Raw genomic sequence first — 21,764 nt, 5'->3', positions numbered from 1 at the left:
CGTTCCGTGCGTACCTGTCTTCCCGCGGACTTCACAACCCTGCTTTGGATGACGAGATCCGCAGGTTGGGGGTCGAACTCTATGGAGACGATTACGGGGACCCTGTCACCGGGGACCAGATTGATCGGGGTTCGCTCTGACCCCGTGACGGTCTAACGGGTAGCGCGCTACGGGTGACGGGTGACGACGTCGCATCCGTCACCCGTAGTCGCAGGTCAGTCGCTCGCGCATGGGAAGCAATGGAGCTGAGCGCTCGTGTAACAAGATCATTCGAGACCTCCCGCTCTCCACACGAGATGCGAGCTGCTCAAGCTCCACGAGCGCGGATATCGGGTAGAGCGAGCTGGCTGCTCACCGATACCCGAAGTCACGGGTGCGCGACGCACCACAGTCTTCGGGGTAGCGGGATGCGGAGCAGCGGGGTGACGGGAGAAGCGGGTGAGGGTGCGACACCCACACGCGCAGCTCGTCGCTCAGCTCCACCGAGCGTCAGCATCGTGAGCACCGCGCATCCAGCGTGCGCAGGTTGGATGCGAGGTGAGCAGCGAGCTGCACGCGTGAACGTCACGCTGACACTCAGCTCGTGTGCTGCTGCTGGTCGTTGGTCGAGCAAGTGAGTCGCACTCACGCAGTCGACAGACAAGAGTCAAAGAACTTCCATTCAGTTTCGTGATTACTCATCCCACTTGCAAGACAGTTGATGTGATGAGTAGTTGCGATGGTAAATGGAAATCAGAATGTGAATCACATTGCGAGTCGGTGACGGAGCGACCGGGTGCCGGGGGATCCCCTCCCCCATGGTCAACTTCTCCACGCCGCGGGCAAGACGATTTTTTTGTGCGACGAGCTGTGAATATCGAAACTGAGCGCGCATATAGCTGTTATTCAGGATAGGAACTTAGATGCCCCCACGAATTCGTAACAACACGCATGTAGCTGGTCGGGGTGCGGTGGAGGATTCCATCACGCACGATCCGACGGTTGCGACACCTCCGTTCCCGCTTGCTGACCCGAAGCCGGCGGAACTCTCGTACTGGGACGAACTGTGGGACAAGCACCCGCTGAACGCGTGGTGGATCGAGCGTGGAGTCGTCCGCGAGCTTGCTCTGTTCGTCCGCATCACGATCCTCGCGGAGTCGAAGCCTTCCGCTCCGCTGCTCGCTCAGGTGCGTGGTGCCCGTAGTGACCTGGGACTGTCCGCGGTCGGAGCGAAGAACCTGGGACTCAAGTACAGCATCGGTGACGGTGACGAAGCTGGGGAGTGGTGGGAGTGAGTGAGCGGGGTTACTGCTCGCTCGGTGTCTTCGGTTGTCTCCCTTACGGCTCCGGGTGGCGGGAGACTGCTCAGTCAGGAGATGACTGGACCCCCGCGGAGAAGCGCTTCATCCGCCACATGATCGAGCACGAGGATGACGGTTCGATGCTCCCGGATCTGTTCGATGAGTAAGATCGACGGGTGCAGCTCCCCATCCCTGCTCCGGTTCCCCCTGTCAGCGGAACCGGTCGCGCATTCGCAGACAGTTGGTCCGCGTGGATCGACTTCGGTTCGCTTCCTGACCTGCTCGCGGCACTTGCGGGTACCGGTGCGCTCGTAGCTGCGATCTTCGCGGTGAGATACGCGAAGCGTTCCTTTGAGCAGCAAGCTAAGCAGATAGCAGCTCTCGAACGAGAAAAGCGGGCGGAGCAAGCGTCTAAGGTCGTTGCCTACCTGGAACGGGTTCCGCTGAACGAGGTTGATGAGGGTAATCCGCAACGTCGACTTGCGTGGTCTCTCCATGTGCTTAACAGATCGGATCTTCCGATCTACATGGTGGACGCGTGGATCGAGCAGCCGGGGGGGCTCTCTGGAGAAATGCAGTTCCGACCCGTTCTGCCACCCGGGGATCATGTTCTCCTGCCATACGTCTCGACATCGGGACTCGCGCTCGCATCAATGGCATTTAACGATACAGCTGAGTCCAGTTGGCTCCGCGGTACTCGCGGGTCGTTGATTGAATTCCCGGACATGGGATATCTTCGCGCTTTAACAGAGCTGATTCCATTCGAGGGCTTCAAAGATGTCAACATTAACAAGCTGAGTGTTCGCATTCAGGTCAGAGAAGCGCTCGACGCGAAGCGCATGAGTGAGCAGACCGCTGACCCGACTCCCGCTGACCCGTCACCGAGCGACTAGCGGTTCTGTCGGTGGATGCCGCTAGCGTCGTCTCCCATGAACACAGACGCCTCTGAGTTCGTCCCTGCGTGGCTCTACACCTCCAACGGTGCGGAGCACGTCACCGACCTCCCCATCCCCGCTACGGACTACCTGAGCGAGCGCGAAGCGGTCGTGATCGGTGTCGGTAGTTGGGACCTCACCGACGAGCAGCGTGCATACGGAGCAGGGAAGTTCGACTCGACGTTCCCCGGTGTCACGTCGCTCGCGACCCACCAAGCGCGGGGTTACTGATCATGAGTGACACCGAAGCTCCGACCCGCATGTGGCTCGTGACGTTCACCAACGGTGCGACTCAGGAGATCCCCGCGGTCAGCTCTCACGAAGGTGAGAGTGAGGTGTTCTTCGTCGGAGGTCCACCCACGTATGAGTCATGTTCGTTCCTCCGTCACGAGGTTGCGAGCGTCGAGCAACTAACCTGAACAACGAAACCCCCCGAACTCGGTACCAGCGAGTTCGGGGGGTTTCTTGTGTCTCCGGTCAGATGTCGCTCAGCAGGCACGCAGCTTCGTGCGCGAGCGCTGCACGCTCGTACGCTGCGTCCTCCTCATCTGCCCACACTGCGGACCAGTTGGGGGTGTCCTGCCACTCCGGAATGTGGGTGAAGTAGTCCTCCGCGAGCTGGATGCGCTCACCGCACACGCGGCAGTCCCCGACGTAGCGGGGAAGCTCAGTGTCGATCATGGTTCCGTTCACAGGTAGATCCTTCCGGTTGCACAGGTGATGAGAAGCTCGGGTGAGACGTGAAGCGCGTCCATCCGGTCGTCGGGGTCGCTGGTCGCTCCGTTAGCGAGCAGGCAGCTCCATACCCGCGAGTCCGCGGGAACCACGGTGACGAGCTGGTGGGTCGCAGCCACGACGACGACCGTGACGAGCGCTGCGAGCAGCAACCCGACGAGCGTGACGAGCACTGCGATCGTGGGGAACGTGCGGGGTTTCCGGTGCACGATCAAGCCGCCTTAGCGACGTGGTACGCGTGGAACTCTGCGCGCCAGTGGTTGCGGAGCTTGCGCTTCCCCACGTAGCGGATCCCGAGTCGGCAGCCGACCTCCGGGTTCACAAGAGCGAGCTGCTGACGGAGAGACGCGTGGAACGCGCTGACGCGGTGCAAGCCGTCTGAGTTGCTGATCACGAGCACCGGGATCGGTTCGTCGGTGAAGTCGGAGCGGGTGAAGCTGATCTCCACCACGCGTCCCTCAAGGTCCGGGTGAACCTGAGGTTGGTAGTCGACAGTCACGGGGGTACTCCAAAGTTGCTTCTGCTGCGTGAACTGTCTGCACGTGCTCGACGAGCTGCGCCCCCTGGAGGAGGAGTTCGCGGACGTCCTCGTCGTGGTCGGCGTGCACTCCCCGAAGTTCGCGCACGAGGGCGATCCGGCGGCGGTCGAGGCGGCCGTCGAGCGCTACGGGGTGCGCCATCCCGTGCTCGACGACCCGGACCTGCGGATGTGGGACGCCTACGCCGCCCGCGCCTGGCCGACCCTCGCGGTGATCGACCCGGAGGGCTATGTGGTGGCGCAGATGGCGGGCGAGGGGCACGCGCACGGGCTGGCGGTGCTGGTGCGGGAGCTCGTCGAGAAGTTCGGGGACACGCTGCGGCGGGGCGAGTCGCCGTACGTCGCTCCCCCGGAGCCGACGTCGGCGCTGCGCTTCCCGGGGAAGGTGATCGCGCACGGCGAAGGCTTCCTGGTGTCCGACACCGCGCACCACCAGATCGTCGAGCTGGACGGGTCGTTCGCCGAGGTGCGCCGGTTCGGCGCGGGACGGGGCGAGCCGTTCGCCGAGCCGCAGGGGCTGGCGGCGCTGCCGGCGGAGGTGGCGGCCGAGGTCGGGTACGACGTCGTCGTCGCCGACTCGGTGAACCACGCGCTGCAGGGCCTCCGGCTCGCGGACGGCCGGGTCACCCGGGTCGCCGGGACCGGGGAGCAGCTGCGGGAGCGGCCGCAGCCCGGTGGGTCCTCCCCGGCCTCCTCGACGCCCCTGTCGACGCCGTGGGACGTCGTGTGGTGGGCGGACCGGATCGCCGTCGCGATGGCGGGCACGCACCAGATCTGGGCCTTCGCGCCGCGCACCGGCGAGGTCGAGGTGCTGGCCGGGACCACCAACGAGGGGCTGCGGGACGGGCCGGTGTCCGAGGCGTTCTTCGCGCAGCCGTCCGGGCTGGCGGTCTCCCGCGACCCGGACGACCGCGGCGACGACACGCTCTGGATCGCGGACGCGGAGACCTCGGCGGTCCGGTCGGTGCGGCTGTCCGCGGTCCCGCAGGTCTCGACGGCGGTGGGGCTCGGGCTGTTCGACTTCGGCTTCCGGGACGGCCCCGCCGCGGAGGCGCTGCTGCAGCACCCGCTCGGGGTGGCGGTGCTGCCGGACGGCTCGGTCGCCGTGGCGGACACCTACAACGGGGCGATCCGCCGGATCGCCGCCGGGCAGGTCACGACGCTGGCCCAGGGGCTGGCGGAGCCGAGCGACGTGCTCGTCGACGGGGACACCCTGGTCGTCGTGGAGTCGGCGGCACATCGGCTGGTGCGGCTGCCGATCCCGGCGGGCGCCCGGGTCGACGCGGGCGCCCACACCGTCCGCCGCCCGGTGACCGACCTCGGTACGCGGGTGGCGCTGCGGATCGACTTCACCCCGCCGACGGGCCAGCACCTCGACACCCGTTTCGGCGACCCGACCGTGCTCACGGTCGCGGCGTCTCCGGAGTCCTTGCTGGTCAGCGGCGGTGGGACGAGTGCGGGCCTGACCCGCACGCTGGAGCTGGCGCCGGGCGAGGGCGTGCTGTCGGTCAGTGTGGCCGCGGCCGCGTGCGATCTCGGCGACGCGGTCTTCGCGGCCTGCCACCGGTACCAGCAGGACTGGGGCGTCCCGGTCCGCGTCGGCCAGGGCTCCGACGATCTCGTCCTGGACCTGCGCGCGGTGGAGTGACGGTCGTTCGACGGGGGTTCCTGACGACCTGACCGCGAGTGTGACGGGAGCGTGCGCGGCGGAGCGCTCCCGTCACACTCGGAAGGATCACTCACCGCCAGTGTCACGGGAGCGCACCTCACCGAGCGCTCCCGTCACACTCGCAGTCCGCGGATCACTCGAGTTCGGCGACCGACCACGTGCCGTCGGGGGCGGGGGCCGCGATCTGGAACTCGCCCTCCGGCAGCGTGCGGACGTGGCTGGCGAGCTGCGCCGCGGTGAGCGTCTGCGCCTCGACGACGGTGCGCACGCGCGGGTCGGCGCCGTCGACCGAGACGGTGACGCTGTCGTCGACCGGGACGGTGGTGGGGAGGAGGACCAGTTGGGCGCCGCCCTCGTCCAGCAGTGCGGCGGTGCCGGGGGCCGGGGCAACCGGGGTGCCGAGCAGGTCGAGGCGGGCCGCGACCAGCGGGATCGTGCCGGTCGGGAGGGTCAGCGTTCCGACGACCGCATCGACGACCGGGTCCGCGCCCGGGGCACCCGGGACCGGTGGGGTCCCGGTGGCCGGGCCCTGCGCTGCTCCCGGAGACGCGGCGGCGACCGCGGGCTCCTGCAGGGAGCGCGGTGCCGGGGCCTCGGAGGCGACCGGAGGTGCGGCAGCGGTCTGCGGCACGGGCGAGTCGGCGACCGGCGATGCTGCCGGCGCAGCAGCGACCTGGGGCACGGGCGAGTCGACGCCCTGCGGCGCCGTGGCCGCGGCGGCGACCTCCGGCGCGGGCGACGAGGCGGCAGCCTCCGGCGCGGCCAGCGCGGCGGCGACCCGCGGCGCAGACGGTGCAGGGGCTGCCTGCGGTGCGGACTGGTGGCGCGCTGCGGGGATCGTCCAGGTCAGCGCGGGCTGCCCGGCCGTGGGTGTCGCCGGGGTGGACGGCGAGCGCTCGACCGCCCCGCCCTCGGCAGCGAGGGAGGCGGCGGCGATCGAGGCGGCGGTGGCGCTCTCCGCGGGCAGTGCGTCGCTCGGCTGGATCCGTGCGGCGGGCACGGCGGCGCGGGGCGCGTCGAAGCTGCGCGGCCAACCCTCCGCGGTCCGGGGCTCGGGCAGGTACTCCAGCAGACCCGTGCGGCGCTCACCGGTGGCAGCGGGCCGGGTCGCGCCCAGGTACTCGTCCCCGCGCCAGCGGTAGTGCGACACCTGGACCGGCTGGTCGTAGTTCGGGGCGTTGACCATCTTCCCGTCCCCCAGGTAGATCCCGACGTGGTAGACCGCCGACGGGCTGCCGTAGAAGACCAGGTCGCCGGGCTGCAGGGGGGCGTCGGCGGGGACGTGCGGGCCCGCCACGTACTGGGTGTGCGCCGTGCGGGGCAGCGCGATACCCGCCGCGGCGTACGCGAACGCGGTGAGGCCGGAGCAGTCGAAGCCGGTGTCCCCGGCGCCGGGGCCGTTGCCGCCCCACTGGTACGGGACGCCGAGCTGCCCCAGTGCGGCGTCGATCGCGGTCTGGGCCCGGCCGTCCGGAAGCTGGTCGGTGAACTCGGCGGGCGCCGGGGCGACGGGGCCGCCCCCTCCGCCCGCTCCCCCACCGAGGTTCTCGACGGCCGGGCCCCCCGTGTTCGCGGTGGCCCGGACGGCCGGGTCGCGCAGGGCCGACGGGATCGCGCCGACCGTGGCCACGAGCAGCACCGCGAGCAGGATCCACAGCCCCGTCATCCGCCGGCGGCGCCGCGGCAGCGGCCGGTACCGGACCGGAAGGGGTCGACGGCCCCACGGATCGGGGGTCGGCTCCTGCACGCCGGGCTGAGACTCCCGGACGGCGGCACGCGCGGCGGCACGGTCGGCACGGTCGGCACGGTCAGCACGCCGCAGCTCCGGCTCGCGCACCGTCGCGCGGGCGAGCATCGCCGTGGCGAGCCGGGCGCCCGCGAGGCCGGCCGAGGCGACCCGGGCCGCCTCGATCCGCGCACCGCCGACGGCACCCCGCGCCCCGCCCTCGTCCCCCGCCCGACGAGGCCCGGGGATCACGACCGGGTCCGCGGCACGGCGCGGCGCCGGGATCCGCTCCACCCACCGCGCGCGGCGGGCCGCCCACTCCTCCGCCTCGACGCTCGTCCAACGGTGCGAGGTCCGCTGGTCCGGCACGGCGACCCGAGTGGACGCACGCGCCGCCCGATGGCGCCCCTTCACGGAACGTGAACCCGAACGCTCACGCAGTGCCATCGCGCGTTCCCCCGAACGGTCGTGTCGACTGATCGAGAGGAACTCTGCTGGACACGCCCCGCAGTCGTCATCACACGGACGGGCACCATCGGCCCCGGTCCGCCCGTCCGGGTGACGAATGCGGAGCGGCCCGCACACGACGGTGCGGGCCGCTCACGCGAGACGGGTCAGACCGCGACCGGCTCCGGCGCGGGCGCGGCGACCGAGTCGGCCGCGCTGCGCAGCGCCACCTGCCGGATCACGACGGCCGCGACGATCGCGACCAGCGCCACCACGCTCGCCCACAGGAACGCCGAGCCGACACCGCTCGCCACCGCGGCCTGGAAGGCCTCGCGGATCGGGGCGGGCAGCTGGGCCAGCATCGCCGGCGTGAGCTGACCGCCCGCCACCTGCCCGCCCGCGGCCGCACCGAGCTGGTCGGCCAGCGACGACTCGAGGCGCGTGGCGTAGAGCGTGCCCAGGAGTGAGACGCCCAGCGAGCCGCCGATCGTCCGGAACAGGGTGGCCGCGCCGCTGGCCGCGCCCATGTCCTTCATCTCGACCGAGTTCTGCACGACGAGCATGGTGGTCTGCATCAGGAAGCCCATCCCGACGCCGAGCACGACCATGAACAGCGAACTGGTCAGCGTGCTGGTGCCCACTCCCATCGTGGAGAGCAGGAACAGCCCGCCCGCCATCACGAACGAGCCGATGATCAACAGCCATCGGTAGTGCCCGGTCCGGGTGACGAACTGGCCGCCCGCCAGCGACGTGACCAGCATGCCCGCCATCAGCGGCAGGAGCAGCAGGCCCGAGTCGGTCGCCGAGGCGCCCTGCACGATCTGCTGGTACTGCGGCAGGAAGGTGACCGCGCCGAACATCGCGAAGCCCGCGAGGAAGGTGAGCACGACCGCTGCGGTGAAGTTCCGCGACGAGAAGAGCCCGAGCGGCAGGATCGGCTCGGCGACCGTGCGCTCGGCGAGCACGAAGAGCACGGTCGCGACGACGGCCAGCACCCCCAGGCCCACGATCTGCCACGAGCCCCAGGCGTACTCGGTGCCGCCCCAGCTGGTGAGCAGGGTCAGCGACGAGATGGCCACGGCCAGCAGCCCCGCGCCGCGCCAGTCGATCCGCGCCTCTCGCCTGCGCACCGGGAGCTTCATCGTGAACCAGATGACGACGAGCGCGAGGACGCCCAGCGGGATGTTGATGTAGAAGGCCCAGCGCCAGCTGAAGTTGTCGGTGAGGAACCCGCCGAGCAGCGGGCCGCCGACGAACGCGATCGGCATGACCGCGGCCATCAGTCCCTGGTAGCGGCCCCGGTCGCGCGGGGGCACCAGGTCCCCGATGATCGCCATCGCGCCGACCATCAGGCCGCCCGCGCCGATGCCCTGCAGCGCGCGGAACCCGATCAGCTCGCCCATGTTCTGCGCGAGCCCCGAGGTGGCCGACCCGATCAGGAACACCACGATCGACGCCATGAACACGCCCTTGCGGCCCCACAGGTCACCGAGCTTGGCCCAGATCGGGGTGGCGACGGCCGTGGCGAGCGCGTACGCGGTGACCACCCAGGACAGGTGGGCCAGCCCGCCGAGCTCGCCCACGATCGTCGGCATCGCGGTGCCGACGATCATGTTGTCCAGCATGGCGAGCAGCATGGCCAGCATCAGCCCGGCCATCACGGTGTAGATCTCGCGCGGGGTGCGTGGTTGTGCGAAGGCGGGCTCCGGCATCCGGTGCCGCCCGACGGCCTGTGTCATGTGATCCGTCCTCGTCTTCCGTCCGTACTAGCCGGGCGGCTGGTAAGTTACTTGCCGACAGGCTAGCACAGCTCGCTAGCCGGTCGGCAAGTAAGCCGGCTCACCGTGAGAGGATGGCGATCATGTCGGTGGCGGACGAGCGGCGGACGGACACGCGATCCCAGATCCGGGGGGTCGCGCTGGAGCTGTTCGCGGAGCAGGGCTACGACAAGACGTCGCTGCGCGAGATCGCCGAGCGGCTGGGCATCACCAAGGCCGCCGTCTACTACCACTTCAAGACGAAGGAGGAGATCCTCACCAGCCTCTTCGACGAGGTGGGAGCGGGGATCGACGGCATCGTCGAGTGGGCGCGGGCCCAGCCCGCCGGGCGCGCGACGCACCGGGAGGCGCTGCGGCGCTACCAGCAGCTCTACGCGGGCGAGTCCGCCGCGCAGCTGATCCGGTTCGTCCAGGAGGGCCAGGCCACCTTCAAGGACCTCGCGGTGGGCGCGGACATGAAGAAGCGGTTCGGCGCCCTCATCGAGGTGCTCACCCCGAAGGACGGCTCGACCGAGGACCAGCTCCGCTTCCGGCTCTCGCTGATCGCGATCCACCTCGGCGCCTTCCACACCGACGGGATCGACGGATCGGACGACGAGCGGGGCGCCGCCGCGCTCGCCATCGCCCAGGACCTGATCCGCTAGCGGGCGCCCCGCAGCAGCCGACCGGGCAGCGCACCGGTCTCCACGCCGTCGGTGTAGGTCTCCTGACCTGCAACGACGGTGTGCAGGTAACCGTCGGCCCGTTGGAGCAGGCGGCGGCCGCCCGCGGGCAGGTCGGCGTGCATCTCCGGCTTGCGCAGCGTCAGGTTCGCCAGGTCGATGACGGTGAGATCGGCGCGGTAGCCCGGGGCGAGCACGCCGCGGTCGGTGAGTCCCACGGCGCGCGCGGTGTCCCGGGCCTGCTGCGCCACGATGTACTCGAGCGGGATCCGCGCACCGTCGCGGTCCCGCGTCCAGTGCGTGAGCAGGGTCGTCGGGAAGCTGCCGTCACAGATCGTGCCGACGTGCGCGCCACCGTCCGACAGGCCCGGGACGGTCTGGTCGTGGACGAGCATCTCGTGCACGTCGTCGAGGTCGCCGTGCACGTAGTTCGCGCCGACCAGGTAGATCATGCCCTCGCCCGCGACGATGTCGTAGGCGAGCTCCACCGGGGTACGACCGGCGCGCGCGGCCCGGTTCACCAGCGAGTCCTCGGTCGGGGGCTCGTAGTTCGGCGGGTCCGTGAGCTCGTACATGAGGTGGAACGCCGCGATCGCGCCGCCACCGAGCCGGGAGCGGTTCCTCTGGCCGGTGTGCGCGGCGAGGATCGCCTCCCGCACGTGCGGCTCCCGCATCCGCGCCGCCTGCTCGGGCGGGGTGAGGCCGCCGAGCTTCTGCCACTCCGGGTTCTCCATGAACGGGTTGAGCGTGTTCTCCAACCCCATGATCAGCCCGACGGGACGGGCCGCCACCTGCGCCCGGATCTCCAGCCCGTCCGCCCGCGCCTGCTCCATCATCCGCAGGATGGCCTTGTGCCGCTGCGGGTCCTGGACGAACTGCAGCAGCGAGAAGGACAGCGGGCGCCCCGACACCGCCACCATCCTCCGCAGCAGCTCGAACTCCTGCTCGGGCTCGGGGAAGTCGCTGACCAGCTGCAACACCCCGGTACCGGTCTCGCCGACCGCCCGCGCGATCGCGACGAGCTCGTCCGCGCCGAGCCCGTAGGACGGGATGAGCTCGCCGCCGGTGCTCTTGTGGTTCAGGGTCCGAGACGTCGAGAAGCCCAGCGCACCCGCCCGGACGGCCTCGGCGGCGAGCTTCGCCATCATCGCGACCTCGTCGGCGGTGGCCTCCTCGTGCGCGGCGGCGCGCTCCCCCATCGCGTGCACCCGCAGCGCGGCGTGCGGGACCTGGACGGCGAGGTCGACGTCGTACGACCGGGCCGCGAGCACGTCGAGGTACTCGGGGAAGGTCAGCCAGGACCACGGCAGACCCTCGTGCAGGGCGATCCCGGGGATGTCCTCGACCCCCTCCATCAGGTCGATCAGCCGGTCCCGGTGTTCCGGCAGGGCGGGCGCGAACCCGACCCCGCAGTTCCCCGCCACCACCGTGGTGACCCCGTGCCACGACGACGGCTGCAACCGGCTCTCCCAGGTCGCCTGCCCGTCGTAGTGGGTGTGGATGTCGACGAACCCGGGCGCCACCACGGCCCCGTCGGCCGCGATCTCCCGCGCGCCGGTGCCCGCGACGCGCCCGACCTCCACGATCCGGTCCCCGGACACGGCGACGTCCGCGGTCCGCGGGGCCCCTCCGTTTCCGTCGACCACCGTGCCACCCCGGACCACGAGGTCGTACTCGGCTGTACCCACGATGCTGCCCACCCCTGACGTCGCTGTCGGTCCCTCCTCTCTAGCCCACCGGGCACCCCGGCGGAAGTCATGCAGCTGCTTCAGCACCGGTCGGAGCAACGGGTGTGGACAACCGGGAGCGGGTTCGCCGGAACTGTCGGGGGTCGCCGGCACGGTGTCGACATGACCGAGACGACAGGTATCCACACCGCGGCGACGCGAGAGTTCACCCTCACCCCGCGCGGCCCGTTCTCCCTGCTGGAGGCGGGCACGTTCGGCCGCGCCGCCGAGCCCGCGGGCGACTGGCCCGGCGGCGGGGACTTCGACCCGGGCGAGGGCGTGCTGCGCCTCGCCTTCTGCCGAGACGACCTGCGCGGGCAGGCCGGCGTGGCGCTCCGCTGGGCGGACGACGGGCCGGGGGCAGGCTCCTGGCCGGGGCGGGCGCTGCGCGGGACCGTCAGCGGGTTGGATCCGGGAGAGGCCGTCGAGCCGGTGCGCGCGCAGGTCGCCCGGATGCTCTCGCTGGACGGCGACGGGGAGGCCTTCGCCGAGGTCGGCGAGCGGGACCCGCTGGTCGGGCGGCTGCAGGCGGCGGCGCCCGGCTTGCGGCCCGTCCTGTTCGCCTCTCCCTACGAGGCCGCGGCGTGGTGCGTGATCACCCAGCGCTGGGGGCGCGGGCAGGCGCTGCGGGCCCGGGACCGGATCGCCCGCGAGCTCGGGCGGCGGGTCAGGGTGGCGGGGGTCGAGATGGCCGCGCTGCCCACCCCGGCGCAGGTGCTGGCCGCCGAGTCGGTGCCGGGCCTGAACGAGACCAAGCAGGAGCGGCTGCGTGCCGTGGCCCGAGCCGCCCAGGACGGGGTGTTCGACCCGGTGGCGATCCGGGAGGGCGACCCGGCCGAGGTGCGGGCCCGGCTCCGCGAGGTGCGGGGACTGGGGCCGTTCGCCGCGGCTCTGGTCCATCTGCGCGCGGCGGGCGCCCAGGACGCCCTGGTCGACGACGAACCGAGACTGGCCGCGCTGGTCGGGGCGGGGTACGGCCTCGGCGGCCCGGCGTCGGCGGCAGACCTCACCCGGATCGCCGAGGCCTGGCGCCCCTTCCGCACCTGGACCGCGGTGCTGTTCCGCGCCGCGGGCCGCCGCCTCCCGGAGCTCGCGGCCGCGCCCGCACCCCCGCCGCGGGTCCCCCGGCCGCGTCGCGCACCGACGCCCGCGCCCGAACCCCTGGCCCTGATCAGCTGACCGGCGAGGGTCACGTGAGTGCACCGCGGGCCGCGCTCGCGTGACCCTCGCCGCCCGAGCGGCACGGGAACGCGCCCGGTGACGGCCGGCGCTCCTCACCAGCGCGAGGACGCGAGCGCGGCGCACGTCTGGCGAGCGTGACAGGAGAGCGAACGCGACGACGCTCAGGTGACGCCCGGCGGCCGCCCGCGACCCCACCGTCACCGGAGCGCGATCGCGAGAGCGCTCTCGTCACACTCGGGTGGGAGACGCGGGATCGTGGCGGTGCGGGATCGTGGCGGTGCGGGATCGTGGCGGTGCGGGATCGTGGCGGTGCGGGATCGTGGCGGTGCGGGGGTGGGTGGGCCAGGGTGGGGGCATGGACGAGAGCACCTGGCGCACGGTCGACGAGTACCTGGAGCAGTCGCTGCTGCCCGCGGACGATGCGCTCGGGCGCGCCCTGGCGCACAACCGGGAGGCGGGGCTGCCCGCGATCGACGTGTCCCCCACCCAGGGGCGGTTCCTGCAGCTCCTGGCCCGGATCGCCGGGGCCCGCCGGATCCTCGAGATCGGCACGCTCGGCGGCTACTCCACGATCGAGCTGGCCCGGGCGCTGCCCGCGGACGGCGAGCTCGTCACGTGCGAGTTCGACCCCCGCCACGCCGAGGTCGCCCGGGCGAACCTGGCCGCGGCGGGCGTGGCGGACCTCGTCGAGGTGCGGGTCGGCCCCGCCCTGGAGACCCTGCCCTCCCTGGAGGGGCCGTTCGACCTGGTGTTCATCGACGCGGACAAGCAGAACAACGCGGCGTACGTCGAGCACGCGATCCGGCTGGGGCGGCCGGGCACGGTGATCGTGGTGGACAACGTGATCCGCGGGGGGCAGGTGGCGACCGCGGGCGGGGACGACCGGGTCGAGGGCACCCGGCGGATGTTCGAGGCGCTGCACGCGGACACCCGGGTGGACGCCACCGCGCTGCAGACCGTGGGCGCGAAGGGCTACGACGGGTTCGTGCTCGCCGTCGTGCGCTGATCCGGACCCGCTGAGCTACCGTCCGGTAGGGACGACACGAGAGGAGGGCGCGACGTGGACGTCGACGACCTGCAGGCGATCCTGGGCTCGGTGCGGGAGTTCGTCCGCACCGAGGTGGTGCCGCTGGAGGGCCGCATCGAGGAGGAGGACGCGATCCCGGAGGGGATCGTCGCCCAGTGCAAGGAGATGGGGCTCTACGGCTTCACCATCCCCGAGCAGTACGGCGGCCTGGGGCTGAACTCCGTCGAGGAGGTGCAGCTGGCCATGGAGCTCGGCTGGACCACCCCGGCGCTGCGGTCGCTGTTCGGCACGAACAACGGGATCGCCGGGCACGTCCTCATGGAGGGCGGCACCGAGGAGCAGAAGAAGGCCTGGCTGCCGCGGCTGGCGTCCGGCGAGGTCACGGCCAGTTTCGGGCTGACCGAGGCGGACGCGGGCTCGGATCCGTCGGCCCTGGCCACCCGGGCGACCCGCGACGGCGACCAGTGGGTCCTCGACGGGTCCAAGCGCTACATCACCAACTCCCCCGTCGCCGACGTGATCATGGTCTTCGCACGTACCAACCCCGAGGCCCGGGGCAACCGCGGCATCTCTGCCTTCCTGGTGCCCAAGGACACACCCGGGCTGTCGGTCGGCCCCAAGGACGCGAAGATGGGTCAGGCGGGCGCCTGGACCGCGGACGTCCACCTGGACGGCGTGCGGGTGCCGCACGAGAACCTGGTCGGCGGCGACGAGGGTGTCGACACCGGCTTCCAGATCGCGGCGAAGTGTCTCGCCCACGGTCGGCTGCACATCGCGGCGGTCTGCACCGGCATGGCCGCGCGGCTCGTCCACGAGACCACCGAGTTCGCGAAGACCCGGGAGCAGGGCGGCGCCCCGATCGCCCGCTTCCAGCTCATCCAGGGTCTCGTCGCGGACTCGGTGACCGACCACCTGGCCGGGCGCGCGCTGGTCATGGAGACCGCGCGGGCGTTCGACGCGGGCACGGACCGGATCGCAGGTCCCTCGGCCGCGAAGTACTTCTGCTCCGAGATGGTGGGCCGGGTCGCGGACCGGGCCGTGCAGGTGCACGGCGGCGCCGGGTACATGCGCGGTGTCGCCGTGGAGCGGTTCTTCCGGGACGCGCGGCTCTTCCGGATCTACGAGGGCACCAGCCAGATCCAGCAGGTGATCATCGCCCGGGACGCACTGGGTCCCGCCGCACGTGGCTGACCTGCGGGTCCGGGTCGCGGGCCCGCAGGACTGGCCCGCGATCTGGCCCATCTGGCACCGCGTCGTCGCGAGCGGTGACACCTACACGTGGGCGCCGGACACCCCGGAGGCGCAGGCCCGTGCGCTCTGGATGCCGCCCGCGCCCGCGGTGACGCTCGTGGCGGAGGTCGACGAGGCGGTCGTCGGCACGGCGCTGCTCAAGCCCGTGCAGCCGGGGCTCGGCGACCACGTGGCCAACGCCGGGTTCATGGTGGACCCGGACCGTGCGGGCGGCGGCATCGGCCGGGGGCTCGCGGAGGCCACGCTCGTCGAGGCGCGGCGGCGCGGCTACCGCGCCATGCAGTTCAACGCCGTGGTCGAGGCGAACACCCGGGCGGTCGGCCTCTGGCGCTCGCTGGGCTTCGAGATCGTCGGCACCATCCCCGAGGCCTTCCGCCACCCGACGAAAGGCCTGGTCGGCCTGCACATCATGCACCGCGCCCTGTAACCACGCGCATCATGGAGCCATCACCGTCGTTCTCGACGCTCGAAACGACGGTGATGGCTCCATGATGCGTGAGCTCTCGTGCGACGGGTCAGTGCGTGGCGGGCCGGATGTGGTACTCGAACACCAGGCCGCCGATGGCGAGCAGCAGCAGCACGCCCGCGATGATCATGAGCCAGACGAAGAAGAACGCCAGCGCCACACCCATCAGCGCCGCCGAGAAGGCCACGCCGATCGGCCAGTAGGAGCCGGGCGAGAAGAACCCGACCTCGCCCGCGCCGTCGGACACCTCGGCGTCCGGGTTGTCCTCGGGGCGCTCCTCGAGCCGCCGCGAGACGAACCGGAAGTACGTGCCGATGATCAGCGACAGACCACCCGTGAGGAACAGCGCGGCGATGCCGACGGCCTCATGGGTCAGGATCGTGTAGACGATCGCGGCGACGAAGAAGAACGCCGTGCAGATCTCGAAGATCCGGGACTCGACCTTCATTGCTCTCCCTCAGCTCCCGGACGCCTGCGGCAGCGGCGCGTACTGCTGGCCGCGGCCGGTGAACGGCGTGGTCGTGATCGCCTCCGGCGCGCACCACTGCCCACAGTTCAGCGAGGACAGCGCCTCCTGCGCGGTGTACAGCTCGCCCGTCGCCGGGTTGTTCTGCTTGCGGAGGTCGATGTAGCGCTCGTAGAGGCCCGGGTTCAGCGCCCTGACCTCGAAGTTCATCGAGGCGTGGTAGGTGCCGCAGAGCTCGGCGCACCGTCCGACGAAGGCGCCCTCCTGCTCGATGCGGTCGATGACGAACACGTTGTCGGTGTCGTTCTTCTCCGGCATCGGGAACACGTCCCGCTTGAAGAGGAACTCCGGCACGTAGAACGAGTGGATCACGTCGTTCGAGGCGATGGTGAACTGGATGGACGTGTCCGTGGGCAGAACCAGCAGCGGGATGGTCTGCGCCGTGCCGATGGTCTCGACGGGCTTGCCGTCCGCCGCGACCTCGTCCGGGTAGGTGAACGCCCAGTTCCACTGGAAGCCGGTGACGTCGACCGCCATGTCGGCCGGGACGTCCTTGTCGACGTAGTTCTGCACCGAGACGGTGAAGCCGAAGAGCACCGCGACGATGATCGTCGGGATCACGGTGAAGACGATCTCGACCGGCAGGTTGTACTGCGTCTGCCGCGGGATCGACCCGTCGTCCCCCTTCTTCTTGCGGTGGAAGACCACCGCCCAGAACATGGCGCCCCACGTGACCACGCCCACGACGAGGGCGGCGATGGCCGACCACGTCCAGAGGTGCCGCATCTGGGTGGCCTCGGGCGTGACGCCCACGGGCCAGCCGAAGCGGATGACCTCCTCCACCGAGCAGCCCGCCAGGAGCGGCATGGCCAGCACTCCGAGTCCGGCGAGCTTCGCCGCCCGAACCCATCCGGTACGGCGTGAACGTCGCCGCACGCTGGTGCGCTCCGATCGGCCCACTGGCCCGCCGCCTTCCCCTCGTCCTGCGTGGTGGTGTGCCACGCCGTTCGCGTCCCTACGTGCGCTGAGCTGCGAAGACCGCAGCTCCGGCCGATGATCCGCACGTTCGGGACGGGGCGGACCTTCGACCACGTGTAGAGACTAGCCGAGCAGATCGGATCGGCGCGCCCCCGGGTGTCGCGTGACCCGACCGTGACCCGTCCGGGGGGCGGCGGGGCGGGCTGGGCATACTGACTCGCTGTGTGCGGACTGCTGGGACTGCTGACCTCTGACGGAGATGCGCCCTCCCGGGTCGAGGCGATCGCCGGGGCGCTGCGGTGCCAACGACACCGGGGCCCGGACGAGAGTGGGACCTGGCACGACGACGACGTCGTGCTCGGCTTCAACCGCCTGTCGATCATCGACGTGGCGGGGTCCCACCAGCCGCTGCACTGGCCGCCGTCGGGCCCGGACGCGGGGCGGTACACCATCGCCTTCAACGGCGAGGTCTACAACTACCTCGAGCTGCGGGCCGAGCTGGCCGAGCTGGGCGCGGAGTTCGCGACCGAGGGCGACACCGAGGCGATCGTCGCGGCCTTCCACCACTGGGGCCCCGAGGCCGTCACGCGGCTGCGCGGCATGTTCGCGTTCGCGATCTGGGACTCCGCGCAGCGGGAGCTGTTCGTCGCGCGGGACCCGTTCGGCATCAAGCCGCTCTTCCTGTCGACGGGGCCGACCGGGGTCGCGTTCGCCAGCGAGAAGAAGAGCCTGCTGGAGCTGGCCCCGGAGCTGGGCATCGGCAGCTCGGACGAGCTGGACCCGGCCGCCCTGCAGCACTACCTGATCCTGCAGTACGTCCCGGAGCCGGAGACGCTGCACCGCGCGATCGGGCGCGTCGAGTCCGGGACGTACGCCACGGTGCGCCCGGGCGGGCAGCCCGTCGCCACCCGGTACTTCCACCCGAAGTTCGTCTCGATCCCCTCGCACACCCCGGCGAGCCCGCAGGCCGAGTCGATCGTGCACGGCGAGATCACCGAGGTGATCCGGGACTCCGTGGCCAAGCACATGCGCGCGGACGTGACGGTTGGCGCGTTCCTCTCCGGCGGCATCGACTCCACCGCGATCGCGGCGCTGGCCAAGGAGCACAACCCGGACCTGATCACCTTCACCACCGGGTTCGAGCGCGAGGGCTACTCGGAGGTCGACGTCGCCGCCGAGTCCGCCGCGGCGATCGGCGTCAAGCACGTGGTCCGCACCGTGAAGCCGGACGAGATGATGGAGGCCCTGCCGCTCATCGTCTGGTACCTCGACGACCCGGTGGCCGACCCCGCGCTCGTCCCGCTGTGGTTCATCGCCCGCGAGGCCCGCCAGCACGTCAAGGTCGTGCTGTCCGGCGAGGGGGCCGACGAGCTGTTCGGCGGCTACACGATCTACCGGGAGCCGACGTCGTTGGCCCCGTTCGAGAAGGTGCCCGGCGCCCTGCGCCCCCTCCTGGGGCGCGCGAGCAGGCGGCTGCCCGAGGGGATGCGCGGCAAGGACCTGCTGCGCCGCGGCTCGCTGGAGCTCGAGGAGCGCTACTACGGCAACGCCCGGATCTTCCGGGACGACCAGCTGCACTCGATCCTGCGCCAGTACGACCCGCGCGTGTCCCACACCGACGTCACCGCGCGGTACTACGCGGAGTCCGAGAAGTGGGACCCGGTCGCGCGGATGCAGCACGTGGACCTGTTCACCTGGCTGCGCGGCGACATCCTGGTCAAGGCCGACAAGATGACCATGGCCAACTCGCTCGAGCTGCGGGTGCCGTTCCTGGACCCGGAGGTCTTCCGGATCGCCTCGTCCCTGCCGATGTCGCAGAAGATCACCGGCGGCTCGAACGGGACCACGAAGTACGCGCTGCGCGGGGCGCTGGCCTCGATCGTCCCGGCCCACGTGCTGAACCGGCGCAAGCTGGGCTTCCCGGTGCCGATCCGGCACTGGCTGCGGGACGAGATGTACTCCTGGGCGCGGGACGTCATCCGGGACTCCGGCGCGGGGCACCTGGTGGACCTGCCCGCCGTCCAGCAGATGCTCGACGCGCACCGCGAGGGCCCGGTGGACCACTCGCGCCGGATCTGGACGCTCCTGGTGTTCCTGATCTGGTACGGCATCTTCGTGGAGCGCCGCATCGAGGTGGACGTCCCGGAGCCGCACTACCCCATCCAGATCTAGCCCAGGCCGATCCCGACGAACGGCGCTCTCGCTCCCACCTGGTGAGCGAGAGCGCCGTTCGGGTGTGCGGGGCGGGGGCTCAGAGGGCGGCGGTGATCTCCGCGGCCGCGTCGGGGCCGTAGGCGGCCTCCAGGCGGGTGAGGGCCTGCGCGCGGTCCCAGCGCCACTCCTGCGGGCCGTCGGTCTCCAGGACGTGCACCGCCACCAGGGAGCCGAGCTGGGCGGCCCGCTCCAGGGACAGGCCCTGGGCGGTCCCGGCGAGGAAGCCCGCGCGGAACGCGTCCCCGACGCCGGTGGGGTCGACCTTCGCCGTCTCGGGCACGACGCCGACCTCGAGGGCGGTCCCGTCCCGGCCGACGATCTGCACGCCCTTCTCACCCAGCGTGGTGATCCGGATCTCGACCTCGGCGGCGACGTCCTCGGCGGTCCAGCCGGTCTTCTTGAGCAGGAGCTCCCACTCGTAGTCGTTGGTGAGCAGGTACCGCGCACCCGAGACGAGCCGCTTGATCTCCGGGCCCTCCATGCGGGCGAGCTGCTGCGAGGGATCGGCGGCGAACGGGATGCCGCGGGTGCGGCACTCGTCGGTGTGCCGCAGCATCGCCTCGGGGTCGTTGGCGCCGATCAGCACCAGGTCCAGCGGGCCGACGCGGTCGGCGACGGGCTGCAGCTCGATCTCCCGGGCCCGGGACATGGCACCCGCGTAGAACGACGCGATCTGGCGCATGTCGTCGTCCGTGGTGCAGACGAAGCGCGCGGTGTGGACGTCCGGGAACACGTGCACGCCGGAGGTGTCGACGCCGTGGCGGTCCAGCCACGAGCGGTAGTCGGCGAAGTCCGCGCCCACGGCGCCGACGAGCACGGGCGACTGCCCCAGCACGCCGAGGGCGTAGGCGATGTTGCCTGCGACCCCGCCGCGCTTGATCGTCAGCTCGTCGACCAGGAAGGACAGCGAGATGCGGTCGAGCTGGTCGACCACGAGCTGGTCGGCGAACCTCCCCGGGAAGTGCATGAGGTGGTCGGTCGCGATGGATCCGGTGACGGCGATGCGCACGTGAGGTGACCTTACGGCAGCGCCGAGGATCGTTGCGCAGGCTGCTCCCGGACATGACGAAGCCCCCGTGCTCAGCACGGGGGCGACGTGGGCGAAGACTCAGTTGAAACTGTCGCCGCAGGCGCAGGAACCGCCCGCGTTCGGGTTGTCGATCGTGAAGCCCTGCTTCTCGATGGTGTCGACGAAGTCGATCACCGCACCCTGCAGGTACGGCGCGCTCATCCGGTCGACGCCCACCTTGAGACCGCTGAAGTCGCGGAACAGGTCCCCGTCCAGCGAGCGGTCGTCGAAGAAGAGCTGGTAGCGCAGGCCCGCGCAGCCTCCCGGCTGCACCGCGATCCGCAGGTGCATGTCGTCGCGGCCCTCCTGCTCGAGCAGGGACCGCGCCTTGAGCGCCGCGGTGTCGGTCAGCTCGACGCCGTGGGTCTCGGTGGTCGACCCGGCCTCGACGGTGTTCTCGACGGTCATGAACTCCTCCAACAACGCTCGCGGTCGAACTGTTCCCAGTGTAGGCCCTCGCGGGACATCACGTTTGCGGTGATCCGGATCACGCCCCCCATCGGCGGGCGACGTGCTCGGCCAGGGCGGCGAGGGTGCCGGCGGGGTCCGCCATCGACGCCTCCACCCCGCCCGCGTGCTCGGCGACCGCGTACGCGGCGTCCACCCCGGCCGCGGCGGCCTCCCGCCTCCCGACGGCGACCTGCCCGGCCACCACCACGCACGGTACGCCGCGTTCCGCCGCCGCCGACGCGACGGCCGTGATGAGCTTCCCGCGCAGCGACTGCCAGTCGAAGCTGCCCTCACCGGTGATCGCGACCCCGCCCCCGGCGGCGACGGCGTCGAGCGCCGGGTCCAGGCCCAGCAGGGCCCGCACGAGCCCCGCCCCGGACTCCACGCGCGCCCCGAGCGCCAGCAGCGCGGCGCCGAGCCCGCCCGCGGCCCCCGCGGCGGGCTCGTCCCGGACCTCTCGGGGCAGCAGGTCCGCCCAGTGCGCCAGCGCGGCGTCCAGGGCCTCGACGGTCGCGGCGTCCGCCCCCTTCTGCGGCCCGAACACCGCCGCGGCGCCGTGCGGGCCGAGCAGGGGGTTGTCGACGTCCGAGGCGGCGACCAGCCGCAGCCCGGCGAGCGGCGACCCGGGGGGCTCGGCCAGGCGCGCCGCGCGGCCCAGGGCCCGGCCGCCCGGCGGCAGCGGCGCGCCCTCGGCGTCCAGCGGGCCGAGGCCGAGGGCGGCGTACATCCCCGCGCCGCCGTCCGTCGTCGCGGAGCCGCCGAGCCCGATCACGGCCTCCGTGCACCCCGCCTCGACCGCCCGCAGGAGCAGCTCGCCGACGCCGTAGGTCGTCACCGAGCCTGCGACCTCGGGGGTCCGCTGCGCTCGCGGCACGTGGTGCAGGCCGCAGGCGGCGGCGGACTCGACGTACGCGGTCTGCCCCACCTGCAGCCACGGCGCGGTCACGGGCTCGCCGAACGGGCCGGTGACCTGCGGTTCGTGCAGGGTCCCGCCCAGGCCCGCGTGCAGCACGTCGACGAACCCGGTGCCGCCGTCGGCCAGCGGGACCAGGTCCACCACGGCGTCCGGCACCGCGCGCCGCCACCCCTCCGCGATCGCCGCGGCGGCGGCCGGGGCGCTGAGTGTTCCGCCGAAGGAGTCCGGAGCGACGACCACGCGCACAC

Annotated in this window: 21 protein-coding genes; 10 read left to right on the top strand and 11 right to left on the bottom strand. The window is 71.5% G+C overall.

The genetic code is table 11. The features are described from left to right. The first annotated feature begins 950 nt into the window (after positions 1 to 950). From L3X23_RS05225 to L3X23_RS05215, 3 genes are all read left to right on the top strand, one after another. On the top strand, positions 951 to 1,274 hold the full coding sequence (locus tag L3X23_RS05225; RefSeq protein WP_237190990.1) for a hypothetical protein: 324 nt from the start codon (positions 951 to 953) through the stop codon (positions 1,272 to 1,274). A gap of 182 nt (positions 1,275 to 1,456) precedes the next feature. Next, on the top strand, positions 1,457 to 2,173 hold the full coding sequence (locus L3X23_RS05220; protein WP_237190988.1) for a hypothetical protein: 717 nt from the start codon (positions 1,457 to 1,459) through the stop codon (positions 2,171 to 2,173). Positions 2,174 to 2,209: 36 nt separating this feature from the next. Continuing rightward, positions 2,210 to 2,446, top strand: coding sequence for a hypothetical protein (locus L3X23_RS05215; protein ID WP_237190987.1), 237 nt, complete (start codon positions 2,210 to 2,212; stop codon positions 2,444 to 2,446). A 246-nt stretch (positions 2,447 to 2,692) separates the two neighbouring features. Here the strand turns inward: L3X23_RS05215 and L3X23_RS05210 are convergent, their stop codons facing one another. Genes L3X23_RS05210 through L3X23_RS05200 form a run of 3 tightly spaced genes read right to left on the bottom strand, consistent with a single transcriptional unit; the run spans position 2,693 to position 3,449 of the window. Then, positions 2,693 to 2,908, bottom strand: coding sequence for a hypothetical protein (locus L3X23_RS05210; protein ID WP_237190985.1), 216 nt, complete (start codon positions 2,906 to 2,908; stop codon positions 2,693 to 2,695). Next, complete coding sequence (locus L3X23_RS05205; protein WP_237190983.1) at positions 2,905 to 3,123, bottom strand: hypothetical protein; 219 nt, start codon at positions 3,121 to 3,123, stop codon at positions 2,905 to 2,907. Before L3X23_RS05205 ends, L3X23_RS05210 begins: the two co-directional genes overlap by 4 nt. A 38-nt stretch (positions 3,124 to 3,161) precedes the next feature. Then, positions 3,162 to 3,449 (bottom strand): hypothetical protein, encoded by a 288-nt coding sequence (locus L3X23_RS05200; protein WP_237190982.1) that lies wholly within the window; start codon positions 3,447 to 3,449, stop codon positions 3,162 to 3,164. Positions 3,450 to 3,477: 28 nt separating this feature from the next. Here L3X23_RS05200 and L3X23_RS05195 point away from each other — a divergent pair, with 28 nt between their 5' ends. After that, the gene (locus tag L3X23_RS05195) at positions 3,478 to 5,136 is read left to right on the top strand and encodes an NHL domain-containing thioredoxin family protein (RefSeq protein ID WP_237190980.1); all 1,659 of its coding nucleotides are present in this window, start codon (positions 3,478 to 3,480) and stop codon (positions 5,134 to 5,136) included. Positions 5,137 to 5,290: 154 nt separating this feature from the next. Here the strand turns inward: L3X23_RS05195 and L3X23_RS36560 are convergent, their stop codons facing one another. Next, positions 5,291 to 7,252, bottom strand: coding sequence for a C40 family peptidase (locus L3X23_RS36560; RefSeq protein WP_374204817.1), 1,962 nt, complete (start codon positions 7,250 to 7,252; stop codon positions 5,291 to 5,293). A gap of 245 nt (positions 7,253 to 7,497) precedes the next feature. Further along, positions 7,498 to 9,069 (bottom strand): MDR family MFS transporter, encoded by a 1,572-nt coding sequence (locus L3X23_RS05185; protein WP_237190978.1) that lies wholly within the window; start codon positions 9,067 to 9,069, stop codon positions 7,498 to 7,500. 113 nt (positions 9,070 to 9,182) lie between these two features. Here L3X23_RS05185 and L3X23_RS05180 point away from each other — a divergent pair, with 113 nt between their 5' ends. Further along, complete coding sequence (locus L3X23_RS05180) at positions 9,183 to 9,752, top strand: TetR/AcrR family transcriptional regulator (RefSeq protein WP_237190976.1); 570 nt, start codon at positions 9,183 to 9,185, stop codon at positions 9,750 to 9,752. Here L3X23_RS05180 and L3X23_RS05175 read toward each other — a convergent pair. Further along, entirely contained in the window at positions 9,749 to 11,458 is a 1,710-nt protein-coding gene (locus L3X23_RS05175; protein ID WP_237190973.1) for an amidohydrolase family protein, read from the bottom strand. The two genes, L3X23_RS05180 and L3X23_RS05175, sit on opposite strands and share 4 nt — an antisense overlap. Positions 11,459 to 11,620: 162 nt before the next feature. Here L3X23_RS05175 and L3X23_RS05170 point away from each other — a divergent pair, with 162 nt between their 5' ends. The 4 genes from L3X23_RS05170 (at position 11,621) to L3X23_RS05155 (ending at position 15,384) form a co-directional block, all read left to right on the top strand. Next, positions 11,621 to 12,676, top strand: coding sequence for a DNA-3-methyladenine glycosylase (locus tag L3X23_RS05170; protein ID WP_237190971.1), 1,056 nt, complete (start codon positions 11,621 to 11,623; stop codon positions 12,674 to 12,676). Between the two features lie 358 nt (positions 12,677 to 13,034). Next, a complete protein-coding gene (locus L3X23_RS05165; RefSeq protein WP_237190969.1) occupies positions 13,035 to 13,685 on the top strand; it encodes an O-methyltransferase in 651 nt (216 codons plus the stop codon). A 54-nt stretch (positions 13,686 to 13,739) separates the two neighbouring features. After that, the gene (locus L3X23_RS05160; protein ID WP_237190967.1) at positions 13,740 to 14,897 is read left to right on the top strand and encodes an acyl-CoA dehydrogenase family protein; all 1,158 of its coding nucleotides are present in this window, start codon (positions 13,740 to 13,742) and stop codon (positions 14,895 to 14,897) included. Next, positions 14,890 to 15,384, top strand: coding sequence for a GNAT family N-acetyltransferase (locus L3X23_RS05155; protein ID WP_237190959.1), 495 nt, complete (start codon positions 14,890 to 14,892; stop codon positions 15,382 to 15,384). Before L3X23_RS05160 ends, L3X23_RS05155 begins: the two co-directional genes overlap by 8 nt. Positions 15,385 to 15,472: 88 nt before the next feature. Here L3X23_RS05155 and L3X23_RS05150 read toward each other — a convergent pair whose 3' ends face one another. Both L3X23_RS05150 and L3X23_RS05145 read right to left on the bottom strand, forming a co-directional pair. Continuing rightward, positions 15,473 to 15,871 carry a cytochrome c oxidase subunit 4 gene (locus L3X23_RS05150; protein ID WP_093089094.1) on the bottom strand — a complete coding sequence of 133 codons (399 nt, stop codon included), beginning with the start codon at positions 15,869 to 15,871 and terminating at the stop codon, positions 15,473 to 15,475. Between the two features lie 9 nt (positions 15,872 to 15,880). Then, a complete protein-coding gene (locus L3X23_RS05145; protein ID WP_093089159.1) occupies positions 15,881 to 16,756 on the bottom strand; it encodes a cytochrome c oxidase subunit II in 876 nt (291 codons plus the stop codon). Between the two features lie 333 nt (positions 16,757 to 17,089). On the opposite strand from L3X23_RS05145, the gene asnB reads away from it, so the two are divergent. Further along, the gene (gene asnB, locus L3X23_RS05140) at positions 17,090 to 19,039 is read left to right on the top strand and encodes an asparagine synthase (glutamine-hydrolyzing) (RefSeq protein ID WP_237190957.1); all 1,950 of its coding nucleotides are present in this window, start codon (positions 17,090 to 17,092) and stop codon (positions 19,037 to 19,039) included. 79 nt (positions 19,040 to 19,118) lie between these two features. On the opposite strand, the gene L3X23_RS05135 is transcribed toward asnB, so the two are convergent. The 3 genes from L3X23_RS05135 to L3X23_RS05125 all read right to left on the bottom strand — a co-directional run bounded on the left by L3X23_RS05135 (position 19,119) and on the right by L3X23_RS05125 (position 21,762). After that, the gene (locus L3X23_RS05135) at positions 19,119 to 20,048 is read right to left on the bottom strand and encodes a carbohydrate kinase family protein (protein WP_237197929.1); all 930 of its coding nucleotides are present in this window, start codon (positions 20,046 to 20,048) and stop codon (positions 19,119 to 19,121) included. A 141-nt stretch (positions 20,049 to 20,189) separates the two neighbouring features. Then, the gene (locus tag L3X23_RS05130; protein WP_093089096.1) at positions 20,190 to 20,558 is read right to left on the bottom strand and encodes an iron-sulfur cluster assembly accessory protein; all 369 of its coding nucleotides are present in this window, start codon (positions 20,556 to 20,558) and stop codon (positions 20,190 to 20,192) included. A 79-nt stretch (positions 20,559 to 20,637) separates the two neighbouring features. Continuing rightward, positions 20,638 to 21,762, bottom strand: coding sequence for a glycerate kinase (locus L3X23_RS05125; protein WP_237190955.1), 1,125 nt, complete (start codon positions 21,760 to 21,762; stop codon positions 20,638 to 20,640). Positions 21,763 to 21,764 lie beyond the last annotated feature (2 nt).

The organism is Pseudonocardia sp. WMMC193 (assembly GCF_021728735.1).
Lineage (GTDB): Bacteria > Actinomycetota > Actinomycetes > Mycobacteriales > Pseudonocardiaceae > Pseudonocardia > Pseudonocardia oroxyli.
The sequence above is the reverse complement of the archived record's forward strand: the minus strand, read 5'-3'. Positions and strand labels throughout refer to the sequence as shown.